This is a genomic window from Quadrisphaera sp. DVD1, from assembly GCF_058932755.1.
The window spans coordinates 1-18,260 of sequence record NZ_JBZYWI010000059.1 but is presented as its reverse complement, the minus strand read 5'-3'; the positions used below and the strand labels follow the sequence as shown (position 1 = coordinate 18,260).

24 protein-coding genes and 3 tRNA genes are annotated in these 18,260 nt (G+C 75.8%); 21 read left to right on the top strand and 6 right to left on the bottom strand.

Going from position 1 to position 18,260, the window contains the following annotated elements; translation table 11 throughout:
- The 7 genes from AC5FZL_RS08765 to AC5FZL_RS08735 all read left to right on the top strand — a co-directional run.
- Positions 1 to 461: M15 family metallopeptidase (locus AC5FZL_RS08765; protein WP_493618196.1), on the top strand; the 461-nt coding region annotated here is incomplete at its 5' end.
- 37 nt (positions 462 to 498) lie between these two features.
- Positions 499 to 570 (top strand) — tRNA-Arg (locus AC5FZL_RS08760).
- A 32-nt stretch (positions 571 to 602) separates the two neighbouring features.
- Complete coding sequence (locus AC5FZL_RS08755; protein ID WP_493618195.1) at positions 603 to 1,013, top strand: response regulator; 411 nt, start codon at positions 603 to 605, stop codon at positions 1,011 to 1,013.
- Between the two features lie 51 nt (positions 1,014 to 1,064).
- Positions 1,065 to 2,744, top strand: a complete 1,680-nt coding sequence (argS, locus tag AC5FZL_RS08750) for an arginine--tRNA ligase (RefSeq protein WP_493618194.1) — start codon at positions 1,065 to 1,067, stop codon at positions 2,742 to 2,744.
- Positions 2,745 to 2,832: 88 nt separating this feature from the next.
- A complete protein-coding gene (gene lysA, locus AC5FZL_RS08745) occupies positions 2,833 to 4,251 on the top strand; it encodes a diaminopimelate decarboxylase (protein WP_493618193.1) in 1,419 nt (472 codons plus the stop codon).
- A 124-nt stretch (positions 4,252 to 4,375) separates the two neighbouring features.
- Positions 4,376 to 4,528 (top strand): hypothetical protein, encoded by a 153-nt coding sequence (locus tag AC5FZL_RS08740; RefSeq protein WP_493618192.1) that lies wholly within the window; start codon positions 4,376 to 4,378, stop codon positions 4,526 to 4,528.
- 83 nt (positions 4,529 to 4,611) lie between these two features.
- Positions 4,612 to 4,776 (top strand): hypothetical protein, encoded by a 165-nt coding sequence (locus AC5FZL_RS08735; RefSeq protein WP_493618191.1) that lies wholly within the window; start codon positions 4,612 to 4,614, stop codon positions 4,774 to 4,776.
- Between the two features lie 11 nt (positions 4,777 to 4,787).
- On the opposite strand, the gene AC5FZL_RS08730 is transcribed toward AC5FZL_RS08735, so the two are convergent.
- Positions 4,788 to 6,086, bottom strand: coding sequence for a nicotinate phosphoribosyltransferase (locus AC5FZL_RS08730; protein WP_493618190.1), 1,299 nt, complete (start codon positions 6,084 to 6,086; stop codon positions 4,788 to 4,790).
- Between the two features lie 52 nt (positions 6,087 to 6,138).
- On the opposite strand from AC5FZL_RS08730, the gene clpS reads away from it, so the two are divergent.
- Genes clpS through AC5FZL_RS08710 form a run of 4 tightly spaced genes read left to right on the top strand, consistent with a single transcriptional unit; the run spans position 6,139 to position 8,631 of the window.
- Positions 6,139 to 6,426 carry an ATP-dependent Clp protease adapter ClpS gene (clpS, locus tag AC5FZL_RS08725; RefSeq protein WP_493618199.1) on the top strand — a complete coding sequence of 96 codons (288 nt, stop codon included), beginning with the start codon at positions 6,139 to 6,141 and terminating at the stop codon, positions 6,424 to 6,426.
- Complete coding sequence (locus AC5FZL_RS08720) at positions 6,426 to 6,998, top strand: DUF2017 domain-containing protein (RefSeq protein ID WP_493618189.1); 573 nt, start codon at positions 6,426 to 6,428, stop codon at positions 6,996 to 6,998. The genes clpS and AC5FZL_RS08720 overlap by 1 nt, the downstream gene beginning before the upstream one ends.
- Before the next feature lie 11 nt (positions 6,999 to 7,009).
- Positions 7,010 to 7,849: a glutamate racemase gene (murI, locus tag AC5FZL_RS08715; RefSeq protein WP_493618188.1), complete on the top strand. Its 840-nt coding sequence runs from the start codon at positions 7,010 to 7,012 to the stop codon at positions 7,847 to 7,849.
- On the top strand, positions 7,846 to 8,631 hold the full coding sequence (locus AC5FZL_RS08710; RefSeq protein ID WP_493618187.1) for an MBL fold metallo-hydrolase: 786 nt from the start codon (positions 7,846 to 7,848) through the stop codon (positions 8,629 to 8,631). Before murI ends, AC5FZL_RS08710 begins: the two co-directional genes overlap by 4 nt.
- Before the next feature lies 1 nt (position 8,632).
- Here the strand turns inward: AC5FZL_RS08710 and AC5FZL_RS08705 are convergent, their stop codons facing one another.
- Entirely contained in the window at positions 8,633 to 9,571 is a 939-nt protein-coding gene (locus AC5FZL_RS08705) for an exopolyphosphatase (RefSeq protein ID WP_493618186.1), read from the bottom strand.
- Positions 9,572 to 9,681: 110 nt separating this feature from the next.
- Here AC5FZL_RS08705 and rph point away from each other — a divergent pair, with 110 nt between their 5' ends.
- Together rph and rdgB are read left to right on the top strand one after the other, a co-directional pair.
- Complete coding sequence (gene rph, locus AC5FZL_RS08700) at positions 9,682 to 10,401, top strand: ribonuclease PH (protein WP_493618185.1); 720 nt, start codon at positions 9,682 to 9,684, stop codon at positions 10,399 to 10,401.
- Complete coding sequence (gene rdgB, locus AC5FZL_RS08695; protein WP_493618184.1) at positions 10,398 to 11,027, top strand: RdgB/HAM1 family non-canonical purine NTP pyrophosphatase; 630 nt, start codon at positions 10,398 to 10,400, stop codon at positions 11,025 to 11,027. Before rph ends, rdgB begins: the two co-directional genes overlap by 4 nt.
- 128 nt (positions 11,028 to 11,155) lie before the next feature.
- On the opposite strand, the gene AC5FZL_RS08690 is transcribed toward rdgB, so the two are convergent.
- Positions 11,156 to 11,240: transfer RNA gene (locus AC5FZL_RS08690), tRNA-Leu, on the bottom strand.
- Positions 11,241 to 11,248: 8 nt separating this feature from the next.
- Positions 11,249 to 11,719 (bottom strand): thioredoxin-dependent thiol peroxidase, encoded by a 471-nt coding sequence (bcp, locus tag AC5FZL_RS08685; protein ID WP_493618183.1) that lies wholly within the window; start codon positions 11,717 to 11,719, stop codon positions 11,249 to 11,251.
- Positions 11,720 to 11,812: 93 nt separating this feature from the next.
- Here bcp and AC5FZL_RS08680 point away from each other — a divergent pair, with 93 nt between their 5' ends.
- From AC5FZL_RS08680 to AC5FZL_RS08660, 5 genes are all read left to right on the top strand, one after another.
- Entirely contained in the window at positions 11,813 to 12,856 is a 1,044-nt protein-coding gene (locus AC5FZL_RS08680) for an energy-coupling factor ABC transporter permease (RefSeq protein ID WP_493618182.1), read from the top strand.
- Positions 12,853 to 13,662: a cobalt ECF transporter T component CbiQ gene (gene cbiQ / locus AC5FZL_RS08675; RefSeq protein ID WP_493618181.1), complete on the top strand. Its 810-nt coding sequence runs from the start codon at positions 12,853 to 12,855 to the stop codon at positions 13,660 to 13,662. The genes AC5FZL_RS08680 and cbiQ overlap by 4 nt, the downstream gene beginning before the upstream one ends.
- Positions 13,659 to 14,474, top strand: coding sequence for an energy-coupling factor ABC transporter ATP-binding protein (locus AC5FZL_RS08670; RefSeq protein ID WP_493618179.1), 816 nt, complete (start codon positions 13,659 to 13,661; stop codon positions 14,472 to 14,474). Before cbiQ ends, AC5FZL_RS08670 begins: the two co-directional genes overlap by 4 nt.
- Before the next feature lie 9 nt (positions 14,475 to 14,483).
- On the top strand, positions 14,484 to 14,831 hold the full coding sequence (locus AC5FZL_RS08665) for a DUF3618 domain-containing protein (RefSeq protein ID WP_493618178.1): 348 nt from the start codon (positions 14,484 to 14,486) through the stop codon (positions 14,829 to 14,831).
- 70 nt (positions 14,832 to 14,901) lie between these two features.
- Positions 14,902 to 15,474 (top strand): dihydrofolate reductase family protein, encoded by a 573-nt coding sequence (locus AC5FZL_RS08660; protein WP_493618177.1) that lies wholly within the window; start codon positions 14,902 to 14,904, stop codon positions 15,472 to 15,474.
- A gap of 4 nt (positions 15,475 to 15,478) precedes the next feature.
- On the opposite strand, the gene AC5FZL_RS08655 is transcribed toward AC5FZL_RS08660, so the two are convergent.
- Entirely contained in the window at positions 15,479 to 15,790 is a 312-nt protein-coding gene (locus AC5FZL_RS08655) for a winged helix-turn-helix domain-containing protein (protein WP_493618175.1), read from the bottom strand.
- The gene (locus AC5FZL_RS08650) at positions 15,787 to 16,236 is read right to left on the bottom strand and encodes a hypothetical protein (protein ID WP_493618174.1); all 450 of its coding nucleotides are present in this window, start codon (positions 16,234 to 16,236) and stop codon (positions 15,787 to 15,789) included. Before AC5FZL_RS08650 ends, AC5FZL_RS08655 begins: the two co-directional genes overlap by 4 nt.
- A 138-nt stretch (positions 16,237 to 16,374) precedes the next feature.
- Here AC5FZL_RS08650 and AC5FZL_RS08645 point away from each other — a divergent pair, with 138 nt between their 5' ends.
- The 3 genes from AC5FZL_RS08645 (at position 16,375) to AC5FZL_RS08635 (ending at position 18,146) form a co-directional block, all read left to right on the top strand.
- Positions 16,375 to 16,671, top strand: coding sequence for a GroES family chaperonin (locus AC5FZL_RS08645; protein WP_493618198.1), 297 nt, complete (start codon positions 16,375 to 16,377; stop codon positions 16,669 to 16,671).
- Positions 16,668 to 18,080, top strand: coding sequence for a cytochrome P450 (locus AC5FZL_RS08640; protein WP_493618197.1), 1,413 nt, complete (start codon positions 16,668 to 16,670; stop codon positions 18,078 to 18,080). Before AC5FZL_RS08645 ends, AC5FZL_RS08640 begins: the two co-directional genes overlap by 4 nt.
- Positions 18,071 to 18,146: transfer RNA gene (locus tag AC5FZL_RS08635), tRNA-Lys, on the top strand. Before AC5FZL_RS08640 ends, AC5FZL_RS08635 begins: the two co-directional genes overlap by 10 nt.
- Positions 18,147 to 18,260 lie beyond the last annotated feature (114 nt).

The window sequence follows — 18,260 nt, the reverse complement described above, 5'->3', positions numbered from 1 at the left end:
GCGCTGCGGTCGAGGCGCTGACGCCGGGCTGCGACGGCCAGACGCCCGCCGACGCCGCGGGCGAGGTCAACGGCAAGCTCGACACCGACGTGCTGTGCGACCTGTGGCAGAGCGGGCACCAGCTGCGCGCGGACGCCGCGGTCTCGCTGGCCAAGCTGAACATCGCCTACAAGGCGGAGTTCGGCACCGACCTGAGCCTGACCGACTCCTACCGCAGCTACGCCGCCCAGGTCGCGGTCAAGCGCGAGAAGCCGAGCCTCGCCGCCCGCCCGGGCACCAGCGAGCACGGCTGGGGACTGGCCGTGGACCTCGGCGGCGGCGTCGAGGACGCCGACCGGCACTACGACTGGCTCATGGACCACGCCGGCGACTTCGGCTGGGGCCACCCGGACTGGGCCCAGAAGGGCGGCTCCGGTCCGTACGAGCCGTGGCACTGGGAGTACGTCGACGGTCAGTCCTGATCCGCTGGTAGGGTCAGCGACGGCCGCACTGCGGTGGGCCCCCGTAGCTCAGGGGATAGAGCACCGCCCTCCGGAGGCGGGGGCGCAGGTTCGAATCCTGCCGGGGGCACCTCTCTTCTCATCGCCGCCTAGGCTGGCGGCGTGGCTGGTCCGTGGCGCGTGCTCGTCGTCGATGACACCGCCCAGATCCGCCTGCTGATCCGGCTGAACCTCGAGCTCGAGGGGCACGTCGTCGAGGAGGCCTCCGACGGCGCCGCGTGCCTGGCCCGGCTGCGCGACCCCGACCTGCCCCGCCCCGACGTCCTGACCATGGATGCCGTCATGGAGCCGCGCGACGGCTGGACGACCACGGCGGACATCCGCCGCGACCCCGCCCTGGCCGACCTGCCGGTGATCATGGTGACCGCCTCGGTGCAGGCCCACCAGCAGGCGCGCGCCACGGCCGTCGGCGTCGACGCCCTCGTGGCGAAGCCCTTCGAGCCCAGCTCGCTGGTCGAGGTCGTCGAGCGCCTGGCCGCGCAGGGCCGCCCCGCCCGCCCCGGGGCTCGCTGACCCCTCCCGCTGGCCGCCGGGGCGCCCCGCCGCGGTGGCTACCCTGGAGGCGTGACCCCCGACGAGCTCGCCGCCGCCGTCCGCGCCTGCCTCCTGGAGGCCGTCGCCGCCGGTGAGCTGGCGGCCGTGACCCCCGAGGCCGTGCCCGACGTCGTCCGCGTCGAGCGCCCCCGCAACCGCGACCACGGCGACTGGGCCACCAACGTGGCGCTGCAGCTGGCGAAGGCCGCCGGCGTGCCGCCGCGCGAGCTCGCGCAGGGCCTGGCCGCGCGCCTGTCGGCGGTGGCGGGGGTCAAGAGCGTCGACGTCGCCGGGCCGGGGTTCCTCAACATCGTGCTGGACGCCGCTGCCGCCGGCGAGCTCGCCCGCAGCATCGTCGAGGCGGGCGCGGAGTACGGGCGCAGCGACGCCGTCGCGGGCCGGTCGGTCAACCTGGAGTTCGTCTCGGCCAACCCCACCGGGCCGATCCACCTCGGGGGCACCCGCTGGGCCGCGGTGGGCGACTCCCTCGCCCGCGTGCTGCAGGCCGCCGGGGCGCAGGTGACCCGCGAGTACTACTTCAACGACCACGGCGCCCAGATCGACCGCTTCGCGCGCTCGCTGCTGGCCCGCGCCCGCGGCGAGGAGGCCCCCGAGGACGGCTACGGCGGCGCGTACATCGCCGAGATCGCCGAGCAGGTGCTCGCCGGGGCCCGCGAGGCGGGCGAGCCCGACCCGCTGTCGCTGCCCGAGGCCGAGGCGCTCGAGGCCTTCCGCGCCCGCGGCGTCGAGCTGATGTTCGCCGAGATCAAGCGCGACCTCCACGACTTCCGCGTCGACTTCGACGTGTACTTCCACGAGGACTCCCTGCACGCCAGCGGCGCGGTGGAGCGGGTGGTGGAGGAGCTGAAGGGCTCCGACCAGCTCTACTTCGCCGACGGCGCGTGGTGGCTGCGCTCGACCGACTTCGGCGACGACAAGGACCGCGTCGTCATCAAGTCCGACGGCCAGCCCGCCTACGTCGCCGGCGACCTCGCCTACCTGCGCGACAAGCGCGCCCGCGGCTTCGACCTCAACATCTACATGCTCGGGGCCGACCACCACGGCTACGTGGCGCGGCTCAAGGCCGCCGCCGCCGCGTTCGGCGACGACCCGGACGTCGTCGAGGTGCTCATCGGGCAGATGGTCAACCTCGTCCGCGACGGGAAGCCGGTGCGGATGAGCAAGCGCGCCGGCACCGTCATCACCATGGAGGACCTCGTCGAGGCCGTCGGGGTGGACGCCGCCCGCTACGCCCTCACGCGCTTCTCGGCCGACTCCTCGATCGACATCGACCTCGACCTGCTGGTCAAGCGCACGAACGACAACCCGGTCTTCTACGTGCAGTACGCCCACGCGCGCACCAGCGGCGTCGGCCGCAACGCCCGCGACTTCGGCGTGCGGACCGAGGACGGCTTCGACCCCTCGCTGCTCGACCACGCCACCGAGTCGGCGCTGCTGGGTGCGCTGGGGGAGTTCCCCCGCGTGGTCGCGCAGGCGGCCGAGCTGCGCGAGCCGCACCGGGTCGCCCGCTACCTCGAGGCCCTCGCCGGCAGCTACCACAAGTGGTACGACGAGCGCCGCGTCACCCCGCAGGGCGAGGAGGCCGTCACCGACGTGCACCGCACCCGCCTCTGGCTCAACGAGGCCACCCGCACGGTGCTGCGCAACGGCCTGGCCCTGCTCGGGGTCAGCGCCCCCGACCGGATGTAGACGGCGCCCCCGAGCGTTGCACCGAGGGCCCGGCGGCCGGCGCCGCGGGCCCAGCAGCTGAGCACCACCGACGAGCGAGGACACACCCATGCGCGCCCACGTGGCCGGAGCCCTGCACGCCGAGGGCTACGGCGCCCCTTCCTGGCTGGCCGTCCCCCAGGACGCCAACGCCCTGGTGCCCGGCCTGTGGTCGGCCACCACCCGGCGCGGCGCCGATGGCGCCCTCGAGGTCGGCGGGGTCGGCGTCGAGGCGCTGGCCGCCGAGCACGGGACGCCGGCCTACCTGCTCGACGAGGCGGACTTCCGCGCCCGCGCCGTCGCCTTCCGGGACGCCTTCGACGAGGCGTTCGCCGACGCCTGCGGCGGGGCCGACGTCTACTACGCCGCGAAGGCCTTCACCTGCACCGCGGTCGCCCGCTGGCTGGCCGAGGACGGCCTGTCGTACGACGCCTGCACCGGCGGGGAGATGGCCGTCGGCCTGCGCGGCGGCATGCCCGCCGAGCGGATGCTCCTGCACGGCAACAACAAGTCCGACGCCGAGATCGCCCGCGCCGTCGAGGCCGGCCTGGGGCGGATCGTCATCGACGGCATGGGCGACATCGACCGCGTCGCCGACGCCGCGGCGGCCCGCGGGGTGCGCCAGGGCGTGCTGATCCGGGTGACCGTCGGGGTCGAGGCGCACACGCACTCCTACATCGCCACCGCCCACGAGGACCAGAAGTTCGGGCTCTCGCTCGCCGGCGGGGGCGCTGCCGCCGCCGTGGCCGCGGTGCTGGCCCGTCCCGAGCTGGAGCTGCGCGGCCTGCACTCCCACATCGGCTCGCAGATCTTCGACGTCTCCGGCTTCGAGATCGCCGCCCGCCGCGTCCTCGAGCTGCACGCCGCCGTGATCCGCGAGCACGGCGTCGTGCTGCCCGAGCTCGACCTCGGCGGCGGCTTCGGCGTCGCCTACACCACCCAGGACGGCCCGCTCACCCCGCGCGAGCTGGCCCAGGGCATGGCCGGCGTCGTCGTGGAGGCCTGCCGCGCCCTCGACATCGCCGTGCCCCGCATCTCGATCGAGCCCGGCCGGGCCATCGCCGGCCCGAGCACCTTCACCCTCTACGAGGTCGGCACCGTCAAGGACGTCGCGCTCGACGGCGGCGGCCGGCGCCGGTACGTGTCCGTGGACGGCGGGATGAGCGACAACGTGCGCACCGCCCTGTACGACGCCGACTACTCCGCGACGCTGGCCGGACGCCGGTCGGAGACCGCGCCCGTGCTCAGCCGGGTCGTCGGCAAGCACTGCGAGAGCGGCGACGTCGTGGTCAAGGACGAGTACCTGCCCGGTGACGTCGGCCGCGGCGACCTGCTGGCGGTGCCCGGCACGGGGGCGTACTGCCGGAGCATGGCCAGCCAGTACAACCACGTGCCGCGGCCCCCGGTGGTCGCCGTGCGCGACGGCGCCTCGCGCGTCGTCGTGCGGCGCGAGACCGAGGACGACCTGCTGGCTCTCGACGCCGGCTGAGCTCCGCTGCGGGGCCCCCTCCTGACCCCGGGTGATCATGGGGGCTGGCGCGGCGGGGGCGCGCGGTGCCACGATCCCCGGGTCAGTGCTCGTCGGAGATCGTCAGCGGACTCGGGAGACGGACATGCCCCTCTGGCTCATCCTCATCGCGATCGGCGTCGTCCTGGCCATCGTCGGCTTCGGCGGGGTCGGGGAGATCCTCATCTGGATCGGCGTGGTCATCCTCGTCATCGGCCTCGTCGGACTGCTCCTCGGCCGGGGGCGCAGCAGGGTCTGAGCGGCGGCGCGGACGCTGCCTGGCGCGACCCGGCGCGCGGTGCGACGCTCGCCGGGTCGGACCCCCGCGGACAGGAGCCGGACGTGCCCCAGCAGATGTGGTTGATCATCATCGCGCTCGGCGCGGTGGTGACCTTCGTCGGGTTCTTCGGCTACGGGCAGCTCCTCCTGTGGTTCGGCGTGGCGCTCCTCCTCGCCGGGGTGGTCGGCGCCGTGGCCGACCGCGTCACGGGGCCTCCCCGCAGCTAGCGGGGACGCCGTCAGCGCGGCGGCAGCTGCAGGGTCGGGATCGCCGGCTCGCCGCGGGAGAGCGCCAGGCCCTCCCACGGCAGGGTCACGAGCACCCGCCGCACGTGCTCGCGGGTGGCCTCCAGCGAGGGCAGGCCCTCGACCGGCCGCCCGCCGCGCACGAGCGGCACCTGCAGCGCGCGGTCGCCGGGCTCCGCCGGCGGCGGCCCGCCGGCGCTGACGACCTCCTCGGTCGCGGTGCCGGTGCTGCGGTGGCGGCGCAGGGCCACCTTCCGGCCGCCGTGGGTGGTCTTGGACTCCGAGCGCTTGGCCACCGGCCGCCCGTCCACCTCGACGAGCTTGTAGACCATGCCCACGGTGGGCGCGCCCGAGCCGAGGACCACCGACGTGCCCACGCCGTAGGAGTCCACCGGCGCGGCCGCCAGGGCGGCGAGGGAGTGCTCGTCGAGGTCGCCGGACAGCACGATCCGCGTCGACGTCGCCCCGAGCCGGTCGAGCTGCTCGCGGGTCTGGAGCGCGAGGACGGGCAGGTCGCCGGAGTCGATCCGCACCGCTCCGAGGCCGGTGCCGGCCACCTCCACGGCCGTGGTGATGCCCTGGCGGATGTCGTAGGTGTCGACCAGCAGCGTCGTGCCGGTGCCCAGCGCGGCGATCTGGGCGGCGAAGGCCTCCGCCTCGGTGTCGTGCAGGAGGGTGAACGCGTGCGCGCTGGTGCCCGAGGTCGGCACCCCCCAGCGGCGGCCGGCCTCGAGGTTGGACGAGCCGGCGAAGCCGGCCAGGTAGGCGGCGCGGGCCGAGGCCACCGCGGCCTCCTCGTGGGTGCGCCGGCTGCCCATCTCCAGCAGCGGTCGGTCGCCCGCGGCGGTGACCATGCGGGCCGCGGCCGAGGCCACGGCGGAGTCGTGGTTGAGCACCGAGAGGACGAGCGTCTCGAGGATGACGGCGTCGGCGAAGGTGCTCGTGATGCTGAGCACGGGCGAGCCGGGGAAGAACAGCTCACCCTCGGCGTAGCCGTCGACGTCCCCGGAGAAGCGCCAGCCGGCGAGGTGCTCGAGCGTCGCCTCGTCGACGACCTCGTGCTCGCGCAGCTGCTCCAGCACCGGCTCGTCGAAGCGGAACCGCTCGATCGCCTCGAGCAGGCGCCCGGTGCCGGCGACGACGCCGTAGCGGCGCCCCTCGGGCAGGCGGCGGGTGAACACCTCGAAGGTGCAGTGCCGCGCGGCGGCCCCGCTGCGCAGCGCCGACTGCAGCATCGTCAGCTCGTAGTGGTCGGTCAGCAGGGCGGTCGACGCCTCACCCGGAGTGTGCACGGGCCCCACCGTAGAGTGGTCGCGCGTGGGACACCTGGGGCGAGCACGCGCGATGGCCTCCCCGGCCGAGGCCGAGGAGCTGGCGCCGGCCGAGCTGACCGGGCTCGACGTGCCCTGGGTGACGATCGTCTGGAACGACCCGGTCAACCTCATGTCCTACGTCAGCTACGTGTTCCAGTCCTACTTCGGCTATCCCCGCGAGAAGGCGGAGCGGCTCATGCACGACGTGCACGAGAAGGGGCGGGCCGTGGTCTCCACCGGCACCCGCGAGGAGATGGAGCGCGACACCGAGGCCATGCACGGCTACGGGCTGTGGGCGACGTTCGCCAAGGACTCCTGATGGCGCGCCGCTTCGAGCGCACCCGGCGCGGGGTGACCGCCCGCCTCGACGACGACGAGCGCGAGCTGGTCGACGACCTGCTGGCCGAGGTCGCCGCCCTGCTCGACGACGGTCTGGCGCCGGAGAGCGACCCGCTGGAGGCCCTGGTCGGCATCACCGAGGGCGCGAGCACGCCCGAGGACCCCGCGCTCGCCCGCCTGCTGCCCGACGCCGCCCGCGACGACCCCGAGGCGGCCGCGGAGTTCCGGCGGTTCACCGAGCGCGGGCTGCGCCAGCGCAAGCGCGAGGCACTGGCCACGGCGCGGGCCACGCTGGCCCGCCCGGGCCCCCTGATCCTCGACGCCGGCGAGGCCCAGGCGTGGCTGGTGGCGCTCAACGACCTGCGCCTGGTGCTGGCCGAGCGGCTGGGGCTGCGCACCGACGCCGACGCCGAGCGCCTGCTGGCCCAGGCGGACGCGATGGCGGTCGACGACCCGCGGGCGTGGATGTCGGCGGTCTACGACTTCCTCACCTGGCTGCAGGAGACGCTGGTGACGGCCCTCGCCGACGAGCTGCACCGGCGCGACCCGTAGGCTCCCCGGCCGTGGCCGAGGACAGCACGGACGCGCCGATCGGCATCTTCGACTCCGGGGTGGGCGGCCTCACCGTCGCCCGCGCCGTGCTCGACCAGCTGCCGCACGAGCCGGTGGTCTACCTGGGCGACACCGCCCGGGCCCCCTACGGGCCGCGGCCCATCGCGCAGGTGCGCGAGCTGGCGCTGCAGTGCCTCGACGAGCTCGTCGACCACGGCGTGAAGCTGCTGGTGATCGCCTGCAACTCCGCCAGCGCGGCGGTCCTGCACGACGCGCGCGAGCGCTACTCGGTGCCGGTGGTCGAGGTGATCCGGCCCGCGGTGCGCCGAGCGGTGGCGAGCACCCGCAACGGCCGGGTCGGGGTGGTGTGCACGACCGCGACGGCGACGTCGGGCGCCTACCCCGACGCCTTCGCCGCGGCCCCGCACGTGCAGGTGACCACGCAGGCGTGCCCGCGGTTCGTGGAGTTCGTCGAGGCCGGCACCACGTCGGGGACGGAGCTGCTGGCCGTGGCGCGGGAGTACCTCGAGCCCGTGGCCGCGGCCGGCGTCGACACCCTCGTGCTGGGCTGCACCCACTACCCGCTGCTCACCGGCGTCATCTCGTACGTGATGGGCGAGGGCGTGACGCTGGTCAGCAGCGCGGAGGAGACGGCCCAGGCGGTCTACCGGGAGCTGGTGCAGCGCGACGCCGTGCGGCCGGACTCCCTGCCCGCCCCCGAGCACCGGTTCCTCACCACCGGCGACCCGGTGGTCTTCACCGGTCTGGCCCGCCGGTTCCTCGGCGCGTCGGTGCCGGCTGCGCGCCGCGCCGGTGCGGCCGGCTCCCTGCTGGAAGGAGCGTCCTCGTGAGGCTGACCGTCGTGGGCTGCTCGGGCTCGGTGCCGGGACCGGACTCCCCGGCGTCGTGCTACCTCCTCTCGGCCGAGGACGCCGACGGGCGCACCTGGAACCTCGTGCTCGACCTCGGCAGCGGCGCCTTCGGCCCGCTGCAGCGCTGGGTCGAGCCGACGGCCGTGGACGCCGTCCTGCTCAGCCACCTGCACGCCGACCACTGCCTGGACACCACCGCGCTGTACGTGGCGCTGAAGTACGGGCCGGCGCGCGGGGAGCGCCGCCGGGTGCCGGTGTGGGCGCCGGCCGGTGCCGGGGCGCGCCTGGCGCGGGCCTACGACCTGCCCGCCGAGCCCGGCATGAGCGGGCAGCTGGACGTCGCCGCCTGGGCGGAGCGCGAGCCGGTGGTCATCGGCCCCTTCACCGTCGTGCCCCATCGGGTCAACCACCCGGTGGAGGCCTACGGCCTGCGGGTGACCGGCCCGGGCGAGGACGGCGGAGGAGAGCGGGTGCTCGCCTACACCGGCGACACCGACGCCTGCCCCGCGCTGGCCGACCTCGGCCGCGACGCCGACCTGCTGCTGTCCGAGGCCTCCCTGCTGGAGGAGTGGGACGAGGTCCGCGACCTGCACCTGACCGGGCGGCGGGCCGGCCAGGCCGCCACCGCGGCGGGCGCGCGGCGGCTGGTGCTCACGCACCTGCCGCCGTGGACGCCGCCCGAGGCGGTCCTGGCCGAGGCGCGCGAGACCTACGCCGGGCCGCTGGAGCTCGCCGTGCCGGGCGGCGTCCTGGCGGTGTAGCTCAGACCAGCGCCGGCGCCGGGGTGGTCAGCGACTGGAGGACGTCGGCCAGCACGCGATCGGCCTGGGCGTGGGGCACCTGGCAGGTGCCGGCGGCCCGGTGGCCGCCGCCGCCGTGCGCCAGCGCCACGGCGCCGACGTCGACGGGGGAGGTGCGGTCGAGGATCGACTTGCCCATGGCGAGGACGACGTTCTGGTTCGCCCGGCCGTTGAGGACGTGCACGGACACGCGCGCCTCGGGGAAGAGCGCGTAGACCATGAACCGGTTGCCGGCGTGGATGACCTCCTCCTCGCGCAGGTCGAGGACGACGACGTCGCCGTGCATCCGCCCGACCCTGCGCAGCTGCGCGGTGAAGAGCTCGCTCTGGTCCTGGTAGAGGTCGACGCGCTCGGCCACGTCGGGCAGGGCGAGGATCGCCTCCACCTCGGTGTGCTCGATGCACGCGTCGATCAGCCGCATCATGAGGTCGTAGTTGGAGATCCGGAAGTCCCGGAAGCGGCCCAGGCCGGTCCGCGGGTCCATGACGAAGTTGAGCAGCGTCCAGCCGTGCGGCTCGAGGACGTCGCGGAGGTCGTAGGCGGCGGAGTCGGCCTGGTCCACGGCCGCCATGAGCTCGGTGGAGACCTGCGGGAAGCGGGCGGCGCCCCCGTAGTGGTCGAAGACGACGCGCGCGGCCGAGGCGGCGGTGGCGTCGATGACGTGGTTGGTCGCGGACCCGTCGTTGCGCAGGGTCTCGCTGTGGTGGTGGTCGAAGACCAGGTGCGCCCGCGGGGCGTGCGGCAGGTTGGTGAGGATGTCGCGGTCGGTGATCTCGACGACGCCGTCCTGGACGTCCTTGGGGTGGACGAAGGCGATCTCGTCGATGAGGTCGAGGTGGCGCAGCAGGACGGCGCAGACCAGCCCGTCGAAGTCGCTGCGGGTCACGAGGCGGTAGCGCACGAGGGGTCCTCCAGGGGGTGCCGGCCGAGGTCCTCCCATCGGCAGCGCCGCGGCCCACCTGTAGCGGCCCGGCTGGAGGGGCGTCGGCGCCGGCTCCTAGGCTCGGCGGCATGCCCAGACCCGGAGGACGCGCGCCCAACCAGCTGCGCGACGTGACCATCACCCGCCGCTACCTGGAGGCGGGGGAGGGCAGCGTGCTCGTCGAGTTCGGCCGCACCAAGGTGCTCTGCGTCGCCTCGTTCACCGAGGGCGTGCCGCGCTGGCGCAAGGGCAGCGGCCAGGGCTGGGTCACCGCCGAGTACGCGATGCTCCCGCGGGCGACGAACACCCGCTCCGACCGCGAGTCGGTCAAGGGCAAGGTCGGCGGGCGCACCCAGGAGATCTCCCGGCTCGTCGGGCGCTCGCTGCGGGCCGCCGTCGACGTCACCGCGCTGGGCGAGAACACCATCGTCCTGGACTGCGACGTCCTGCAGGCCGACGGCGGCACCCGCACCGCCGCCATCACCGGCGCCTACGTGGCGCTCGCGGACGCCGTCGCCTGGGCCCGCGGCAGGGGGATCGTGCGGCGCGACCCGCTGCTGGACTCCATCTCGGCGGTCAGCGTGGGGATCGACCAGGGCGTGCCGGTGCTCGACCTCGAGTACACCGAGGACGTCCGCGCCCAGACCGACATGAACGTCGTGGTCAGCGGGAAGGGCTCGTTCATCGAGGTGCAGGGCACCGCCGAGGGCGCGCCGTTCGACCGCGCCGAGCTCGACGCCCTGCTCGATCTCGCCGTCGGCGGCTGCGCGCAGCTGGCGCGCCTCCAGGCGGAGGCGCTGGCCTCGTGAGCGCCGTGCAGCTCGTGCTGGCCACCCGCAACGCCCACAAGGTGGGCGAGCTGCGCTCGATCCTCGCCGCGGCGCTGCCGGCGGGGGAGAGCGCGGTGGAGGTGCTGGCCGCCGGTGACCTCGGGCTGCCCGACGTGGCCGAGACGGGCGTGACCTTCGCCGAGAACGCGCTGCTCAAGGCGCGGGCGGTCGCGGCGGCGACCGGCCTCGTGGCGGTCGCGGACGACTCCGGGATCGCCGTCGACGTCCTCGGCGGGTCGCCCGGCATCTTCTCGGCCCGCTGGGCGGGGCGGCACGGTGACGACGCCGCGAACCTGGCGCTGCTGCTGGCGCAGGTCGCGGACGTCCCCGACGCGCACCGCGGCGCGGAGTTCGTCTGCGCCGCGGCCCTGGTCACCCCCGACGGCGCCGAGCACGTCGAGCTCGGCCGCCTGCGCGGCTCGCTGGCGCGCGAGCCGCGCGGCGGCGGCGGCTTCGGCTACGACCCCGCGCTGGTGCCCGAAGGTCTCGAGGTCACCTGCGCGGAGCTGTCACCGGCCGAGAAGGAGGCGATCAGCCACCGAGGCCGCGCCTTCCGCGCCCTCGCCCCCGCGATCGCGACGGCGCTGGGGCTGGCGCAGCGCTAGCGCCCCTGGAGGAGCGGTACCGCTTGATGAGGCGGTAGCCGGTCTGGGCGACGGTGAACCACATGAAGAACCTGCGCATGCCCCGACGCTAGGACCAGGGGCGCTCGGGCGCGCGGCGGCAGCCGTGCTGGTGCGCGAGGCGGGACTCGAACCCGCACGCCCGGAGGCACAGGGACCTAAACCCTGCGTGGCTGCCAGTTTCACCACTCGCGCGCGGAGCGTCAGTCGAGGCCGAGCTCCTTGCGCAGCCGCGCCACGTGGCCGGTGGCCTTGACGTTGTACTGGGCGAGGGCCACCACGCCCTCGGGGTCGACGACGACCGTCGAGCGCAGCACGCCGGTGGTGGTGCGCCCGTACATCGTCTTCTCGCCCCACGCGCCGTACGCCTCGAGGACGGTGTGCTCGGGGTCGCTGAGCAGCGGGAAGGTCAGGTGCTCGGCGTCCGCGAACCGCGCCAGCGCCTCGGGGCCGTCGGGGGAGACCCCGACGACGTCGTACCCGGCGCCGGTGAGCGAGGCGAGGCTGTCGCGGAAGTCGCAGGCCTGCGTGGTGCACCCCGGCGTGCTGGCCGCCGGGTAGAAGTAGACGACGACCGACCGGCCGCGGTGCTGCGACAGCGTCCAGCCGGCTCCAGCGGCGTCGGTCAGGGTGAAGTCCGGGGCGCTCTGGCCGACCTCGAGGCGATCGCTCACGCTGCCAGCCTAGGGCTCCGCGGCGGGAGCCGGAGGTCCGCGCCCGCCCGGGGCTTGTTGCGACGATGTCGCAGGTAGCGGGAGACTGCCGCCGTGCACGTACCCGACGGCTTCCTCGACGCCTCCACCTCGATCGCCACGGCGGCCGTCGCCGCGGGCGCCGTGGGCCTGGCGCTGCAGCGCTCGGAGCGGGAGGTGCGCGAGGCCGGCGCGCCGCTGACCGGCCTCACGGCCGCGTTCGTCTTCGCCGCCCAGATGGTCAACTTCCCGGTCGGGGCCGGCACGAGCGGCCACCTCGTCGGCGGGGCGCTGGCCCTCGTCCTCGTCGGCCCCTGGACGGCGCTGCTGTGCCTCACCGCCGTCCTGCTCGTGCAGGGCCTGCTCTTCGCCGACGGCGGGCTCACCGCGCTGGGCACCAACGTCCTGCTCATGGGCGTGGTGCCGATCGCCGTGGGGTCGCTGGTGCTGCGCCTCGTGCTGCCGCTCCTGCCGCGCCGCCCCCGCAGCGTCGTGCCGGCCGCCGGGCTGGCTGCGGCGGTCTCCGTGCCGACCGCCGCGCTGGCCTTCACCGGCCTGTACGCCGTCGGCGGCACGGTCGACGTCCCGCTCGGCGCGCTGGCGGTGGCGATGGTCGGCTGGCACGTGCTCATCGGCGCCGGGGAGGCGCTCATCACCGCCGCCGTGGTCGGCGCGGTCGTCGCCACCCGCGCCGACCTCGTGCACGCGGCCCGCCACCTGCGGCCCGACCTCGTGCTCGTGGACGCCGACGGGCGACGCAGCGCCGTGCCCGCCACGGGGACCGCCGGCGTCCTCGCGCCCGTGCGCCCCGCCCGGCGCCCGCTGGCGGTCGGGCTGGCGGTGACCGCCGTGGTCGCGGGGCTGGTGAGCCTCGCCGCCAGCGCCTCCCCGGACGGCCTGGCGTCCGTCGCCGGCGCGCTGGGGCTCGACGCCGGTGCGCAGGGCTCCGCCGCGGCGTCCTCGCCCCTGGCGGGGTACGACGTGCGCGGCGTCCCGAGCCCCCTGCTCTCCGGCGGGCTGGCGGGCCTGCTCGGCGTCGCCGTCACGGTCGCCGTGGGCGCGGGGACCGCGGTGGCCTCCCGCGTGCTGGGGCGCGCCCGGCGCTCGACCCGGGCGTGAGCGCGCCCCTCCCTCCCGTCCTCCTGTCAGCACCACGACGAGCCGGGGCGCGTCGTGGTGCTGACACCGACGGGCTGCTCGTGCCGCGGGACAGCCCCGTCCACCGGCTGCCCGCGCAGTGCGAGGTCGTCGCGCTCGTCGCGCTGGCGCTGGTCGCCCTCGCCGTGCCGCGGGGGCGCTGGGCCGCCTTCGCGGCGCTGGCCGCGCTGCTCGTCGCCGTCGCCGCCCTCGCGCGCCTGCCGGTGCTGCTCGTGCTGCGCCGCCTGGCGGTCGAGGCGCCGTTCGTCGTCTTCGCCGCCCTGCTGCCGTTCGTGGCGGCGGGGGAGCGCGTGCGCGTCCTGGGCGTGGCGGTCTCCGGCCCCGGCCTGGTCGACGCCGGCACGCTGCTCGCCCGGGCGACCCTCGGCGTCCTGGCGGCGGTGGTGCTCGCCAGCACCACCAGCGCCCGCGACCTGCTGGGCGGCCTGGCGCGCCTGCGGCTGCCCGCGCCGCTGCTCTCGGTGCTGACCTTCATGCTGCGCTACGCCGCGGTCGTGGCCGACGACCTGCGGCGCGTGCGGATCGCGCGCGAGGCGCGGGGCGCCTCCGGGAACCGCCTGCGCCACCTCGGGGCGGTCGCCGCCGGGGTCGGCTCGGTGTTCGTGCGCACCTACGAGCGGGGAGAGCGGGTGCACCAGGCGATGCTCGCGCGCGGCCACCGCCCCGGGACGCCGCTGGTGGAGGGGGCGCCCGCCCGCCCCGCCCAGTGGCTGGCCGCCGCCGCGCTGCCGGCCGCGGGGCTGCTCGCCGTGGCGGTGCTGCGGTGAGCGGCTCGGTGCCCCCGCCGCCGCCCGCAGCGGGCCGGCCGCCGTCGCTGGAGGTCGAGCGCCTCGCCTTCGCCTACCCCGACGGCCGGCAGGTGCTCTTCGGGGTCGACCTCACCGTCGCCCGGGGCGAGCGGGTCGCCGTCCTCGGCCCCAACGGCGCCGGCAAGACGACCCTCGTGCTGCACCTGGCCGGCGTCCTGGGCGCCGTGGCCGGGGGCACCGGCAGCGGCCGGATCGCCGTCGCCGGGCTGGAGCTGGCCCCGGCGACCCTGCCGGAGGTGCGCCGGCGGGTCGGCCTGGTCTTCCAGGACCCCGACGACCAGCTCTTCATGCCCACGGTCGCCGACGACGTCGCGTTCGGGCCCCGCACCCTCGGCCTGCGGGGCGCGGCGCTGGAGCAGCGGGTCGCCGGCGCGCTGGAGCAGGTCGGCATGGCCGGTGTCGCCGAGCGCCCCCCGCACCACCTCTCGTTCGGGCAGCGCCGGCGCGTCGCGGTGGCCGGCGTCCTGGCGATGGAGCCCGAGGTGCTCGTGCTCGACGAGCCGACCTCGAACCTCGACCCCGCGAGCCGCCGCGAGCTCGCCGAGCTGCTCGCGGGCCTGGACGTCACGGTCGTCGTGGTCACCCACGACCTGCCCTACGCGCTGCAGACGTGCCCCCGGTCGGTGGTGCTCGACGGCGGGCGCGTGGTCGCCGACGGACCGACCGCCGACCTCCTGGCCGACGCCGAGCTGCTCGCGGCCCACCGCCTCGAGCTCCCGTTCGGCTTCGCGCCGCCGTCCCGGGCTGCCGACCGCCCCGCGTCGCGCTAGGTTCCGGTCATGAGCGCCACGCCGACCGACCCCGACGACCTCGCGCGCGAGATCGGGCAGCGCCAGGAGCACCTGGCCCGCACCGTCGACGAGCTCGCCGCGCGGGTGGCTCCCAAGGAGCTCGCCCGCCGCGGCGTGGCCGACGCGCAGGCCAAGGCCCGTGACGCCCTCCTCGACGAGAAGGGCGACCTGCGCACCGAGCGCCTCGCCGCCGTCGGCGGGGCCGTCGCGGCCGTCGTCGGCCTGTTCGGCGCGCTCTCCTGGCGCAGCCGCCGCAGCACCCGGCGGCACTCCAGCACCCCGGACGCCGAGGACTTCCTCGAGGGCGCGTTCAAGGCCAGCACCAAGCGCCGCTGACGCCCACCGGGCCGGGCCGATGAGTCCGGCCCGCTCCGTCGGTCTGCCCGGCATGACGCGACGAGTCGTGATGCCCCTGAGCGTGTCCGCCGACGGCTTCTTCGAGACCCTCGACCACGACATCGGCTGGCACCGGGTCGATGAGGAGCTGCACCAGCACTTCAACGACCACCTGGGCGAGATGGCGGCCTTCCTCCAGGGGCGGGTCACCTACGAGCTGATGGACGCGTACTGGCCCGCCGCGGACGAGGACCCGCGCAGCACGGGGCCGGAGCGAGGGTTCGCGAGCATCTGGCGCGACGTGCCGAAGGTCGTGTACTCGCGCACCCTCTCCGGGCCCGGCCAGGGCGCGACCCTCCAGCGCGAGGTGGACCCGGCGGCGGTCCGCGCGCTCAAGGCGCAGCCCGGCGGGGACATGACCATCGGCGGGCCCGACCTGGCCGCGACCTTCTTCGAGCACGGCCTGGTCGACGAGCTCCGGCTCTACGTGCACCCCGTGGTGCTGGGGCGAGGACGGCGTCCGTTCGCCGACGGCGCCCACCTCGACCTCGACCTCGTCGAGAGCCGCCGCTTCGGCGGCGGCGTGGTCCTGCTGCGCTACGCCGTCGCGGGGACGAGCGACCGGCCCGCGGCGGCGTCCTAGGGCGTCAGCGGCCCTCGGCGATGGCGCGCAGCGCCTCGAGGTGGCGGGCGTAGGCGCTGCGGCCGACCGGCGTCAGCGACAGCCAGGTGCGGGGGCGCTTGCCCACGTGGCCCTTGCGCACCCGCACGTACCCGGCGGCCTCCAGGGAGGAGGCCTGCTTGGACAGCACCGAGTCGGAGACCTCGATGGTGTCGCGCACGTGGGCGAACTCCGCCTCGTCGACCTGCGCCAGGGCCGCGACGAGGCTCAGGCGCACCGGGGCGTGGATGACCTCGTCGAGCCGGTGGCGCGCGTGCTGGCCGGAGGTCGCGGTCACGGCCGCGCTCGGGCGATGACGACCGCCGCCAGCAGGCTCGGCGCGGCGACCGCGGCGGCGCCCAGGGCCACCTGCGGCCAGGTGTTGGGCGCGGTCTGGGCGCTGAGGTTCAGCCACGGCGTGACCAGGGCCAGGGCCACGACGAACGAGGCCGCGAACCCCGTCCACATCCACCGCCGGCTCCCGCGGGGCACGGTGCGCGAGGCCCGCTCCACCCACAGCAGCTCGGCGACGAGGGCGAGGGTGACGACGAGGGAGATCAGCGCGTACTGCCCCTCGCCGACGAGGTTCCGGCTCGCCATCAGCGCTCCCGTGGTCACCCCGACGGCGGCCGTGCCCAGCGCGTGGACCCTGCGGTCGCGGGGGACGCCGAGCGTGCGGGCGCGCGTGGACGCGAGCTGCTGGCGGGCCTGCTCGGGGGTGAGCGGGTGCTCGTGGGTGTTCATGGGGCCTCCTCGTCGCCGTGGTGGTCCGATACAAGCAAGTACTTTCCGAACTGGCAAGTACTTTCCTCCCGTCGCACCGAGTACGGTCGGGGCGTGAGCGAGTCGCCTGGAGCCGGGTCGGACCGGCTGCCGATCCGGATGCTCCACGACCGGGTGCTGGTCTCCCTGGACCGCGAGGCGGGCGAGCGCCGCTCGGGCTCGGGCATCGTCATCCCGGCCACCGCGGCCGTCGGCCGGCGCCTGTCCTGGGGCGCGGTCGCCGCCGTGGGCCAGCACGTGCGCCAGGTGCAGCTCGGGGACCGGGTGCTCTTCGACCCTGAGGACCGCGCCGAGGTCGAGCTGAGCGGGCAGGACTACGTGCTGCTGCGCGAGCGCGACCTCCACGCCGTCGCGGCTCCGCGGGTCGAGGGCGGGCAGACGGGGCTGTACCTCTGAGCACCGCCGACGCCGCTCCGGCGCCCCGGGCCAACGCCCGCTACACCGTCCTCGACGCCCCCGGGCCGCTCCCGAGGGACATGCTCCGGGACCTGCTGAGCATCCGCCGCGACCCGCTGGCCTACCTCGCGCGCACCGCCGAGCGCTTCGGCGACCGCGTCGCCTTCCCCCTGCCGACCACCCCGGTGCTCCTCGTCAACACCGTCGCCGGCGCGCGCCGGGTGCTCGTGGACAACGGCGGCGCCTGGTCCAAGCGCACGATCCAGTACGGCTCCCTGTCCCTCGTGACCGGAAGCGGCCTGCTGACCTCCGACGGGACGGCGTGGCGCACGGCCCGCCGCGCCGTCCAGCCGGCCTTCCACCACTCCAGCCTCGACGTGGTGGCCGAGCAGTCCGTCGCCGCCGCTGACCGGCTCCGCGAGCGCTGGCCGGCCGGGGCGGACGCCGTGGTGGACGTCGACGCCGCCGTGCTGCAGGCGACGCTGGAGGTGGTCGGGCGCACGCTCTTCGGCGCCGACGTGGGCGGCGACGGGGAGCGCGTGGTCTCCGCCGTCCTCGACGCCCTCGAGGTGGTCATCGCCCGGGCGCGCACGCCGCTGCCGGTGCCCTCGTGGGCGCCGACGCCGTCCAACCGCCGCCTGGCCCGGGCTCGGAGGGTGCTGGACGAGGTGGTCGACTCCGTCGTGGCGGCGCGCCGGGCCGCCGGGGTGGGGGAGGAGGACGACGACCTGCTCGCCCTGCTGCTGCGGTCCGTCGAGTCCGGGGCGCTGCCCCCCGAGGCCGTGCGGGCCGAGCTGGTGACGATGGTCATCGCCGGCCACGAGACGGTCGCCTCGGCGCTGACCTGGACGCTGCACCTGCTCGCCGAGCACCCGGAGGCGCAGCAGCGGCTGCACGCCGAGCTGGACGCCGTCCTGGCCGGACGCGCTCCGGCGTGGGCCGACCTGCCGGCGCTGGCCTGGACCCGCGCCGTGGTCGACGAGTCGCTGCGGCTGTACCCGCCGGCGTGGGTGGTCACCCGCCGCGCGGAGGAGGACGACGTGGTCGACGGCGTCGCCACCCCCGCCGGGACGCTGGTGATCGTCAGCCCCTGGCTGCTGCACCGGCGCGAGGAGGCCTGGCCCGACGCCGAGCGCTTCGACCCGGAGCGCTTCGCGCAGGGGCGCACCCCGCCCCGCGGGGCCTACCTGCCGTTCGGGGCCGGGAGCCGGCTGTGCATCGGGCGCGACTTCGCGCTCGTGGAGTGCGTGCTCGTCCTCGCGGCCCTGCTGCGCGACCGCAGCGTCGCCCCCGTCGCCGGCCGCGCGCCCCGCGTGGACGCCCTCGTGACGCTGCGCCCGCGCGGGGGGATGCCGCTTCGACTCGTGCCCCGCACTGTTGCTACAGTGGACCCGCACGCGCGCTGCTAGCTCAATTGGCAGAGCAGCTGACTCTTAATCAGCGGGTTCTGGGTTCGAGTCCCAGGCGGCGCACCAGCTCACCGAAGCCCCCACCGGCCCCGCCGGCGGGGGCTTCGTCGTCGTGGCGGCGGGTAGGGGGCCGGCGTGCCTCACCCCTCCGGAGCGGGCGCGCGGCGCGTGCGCCCGTGG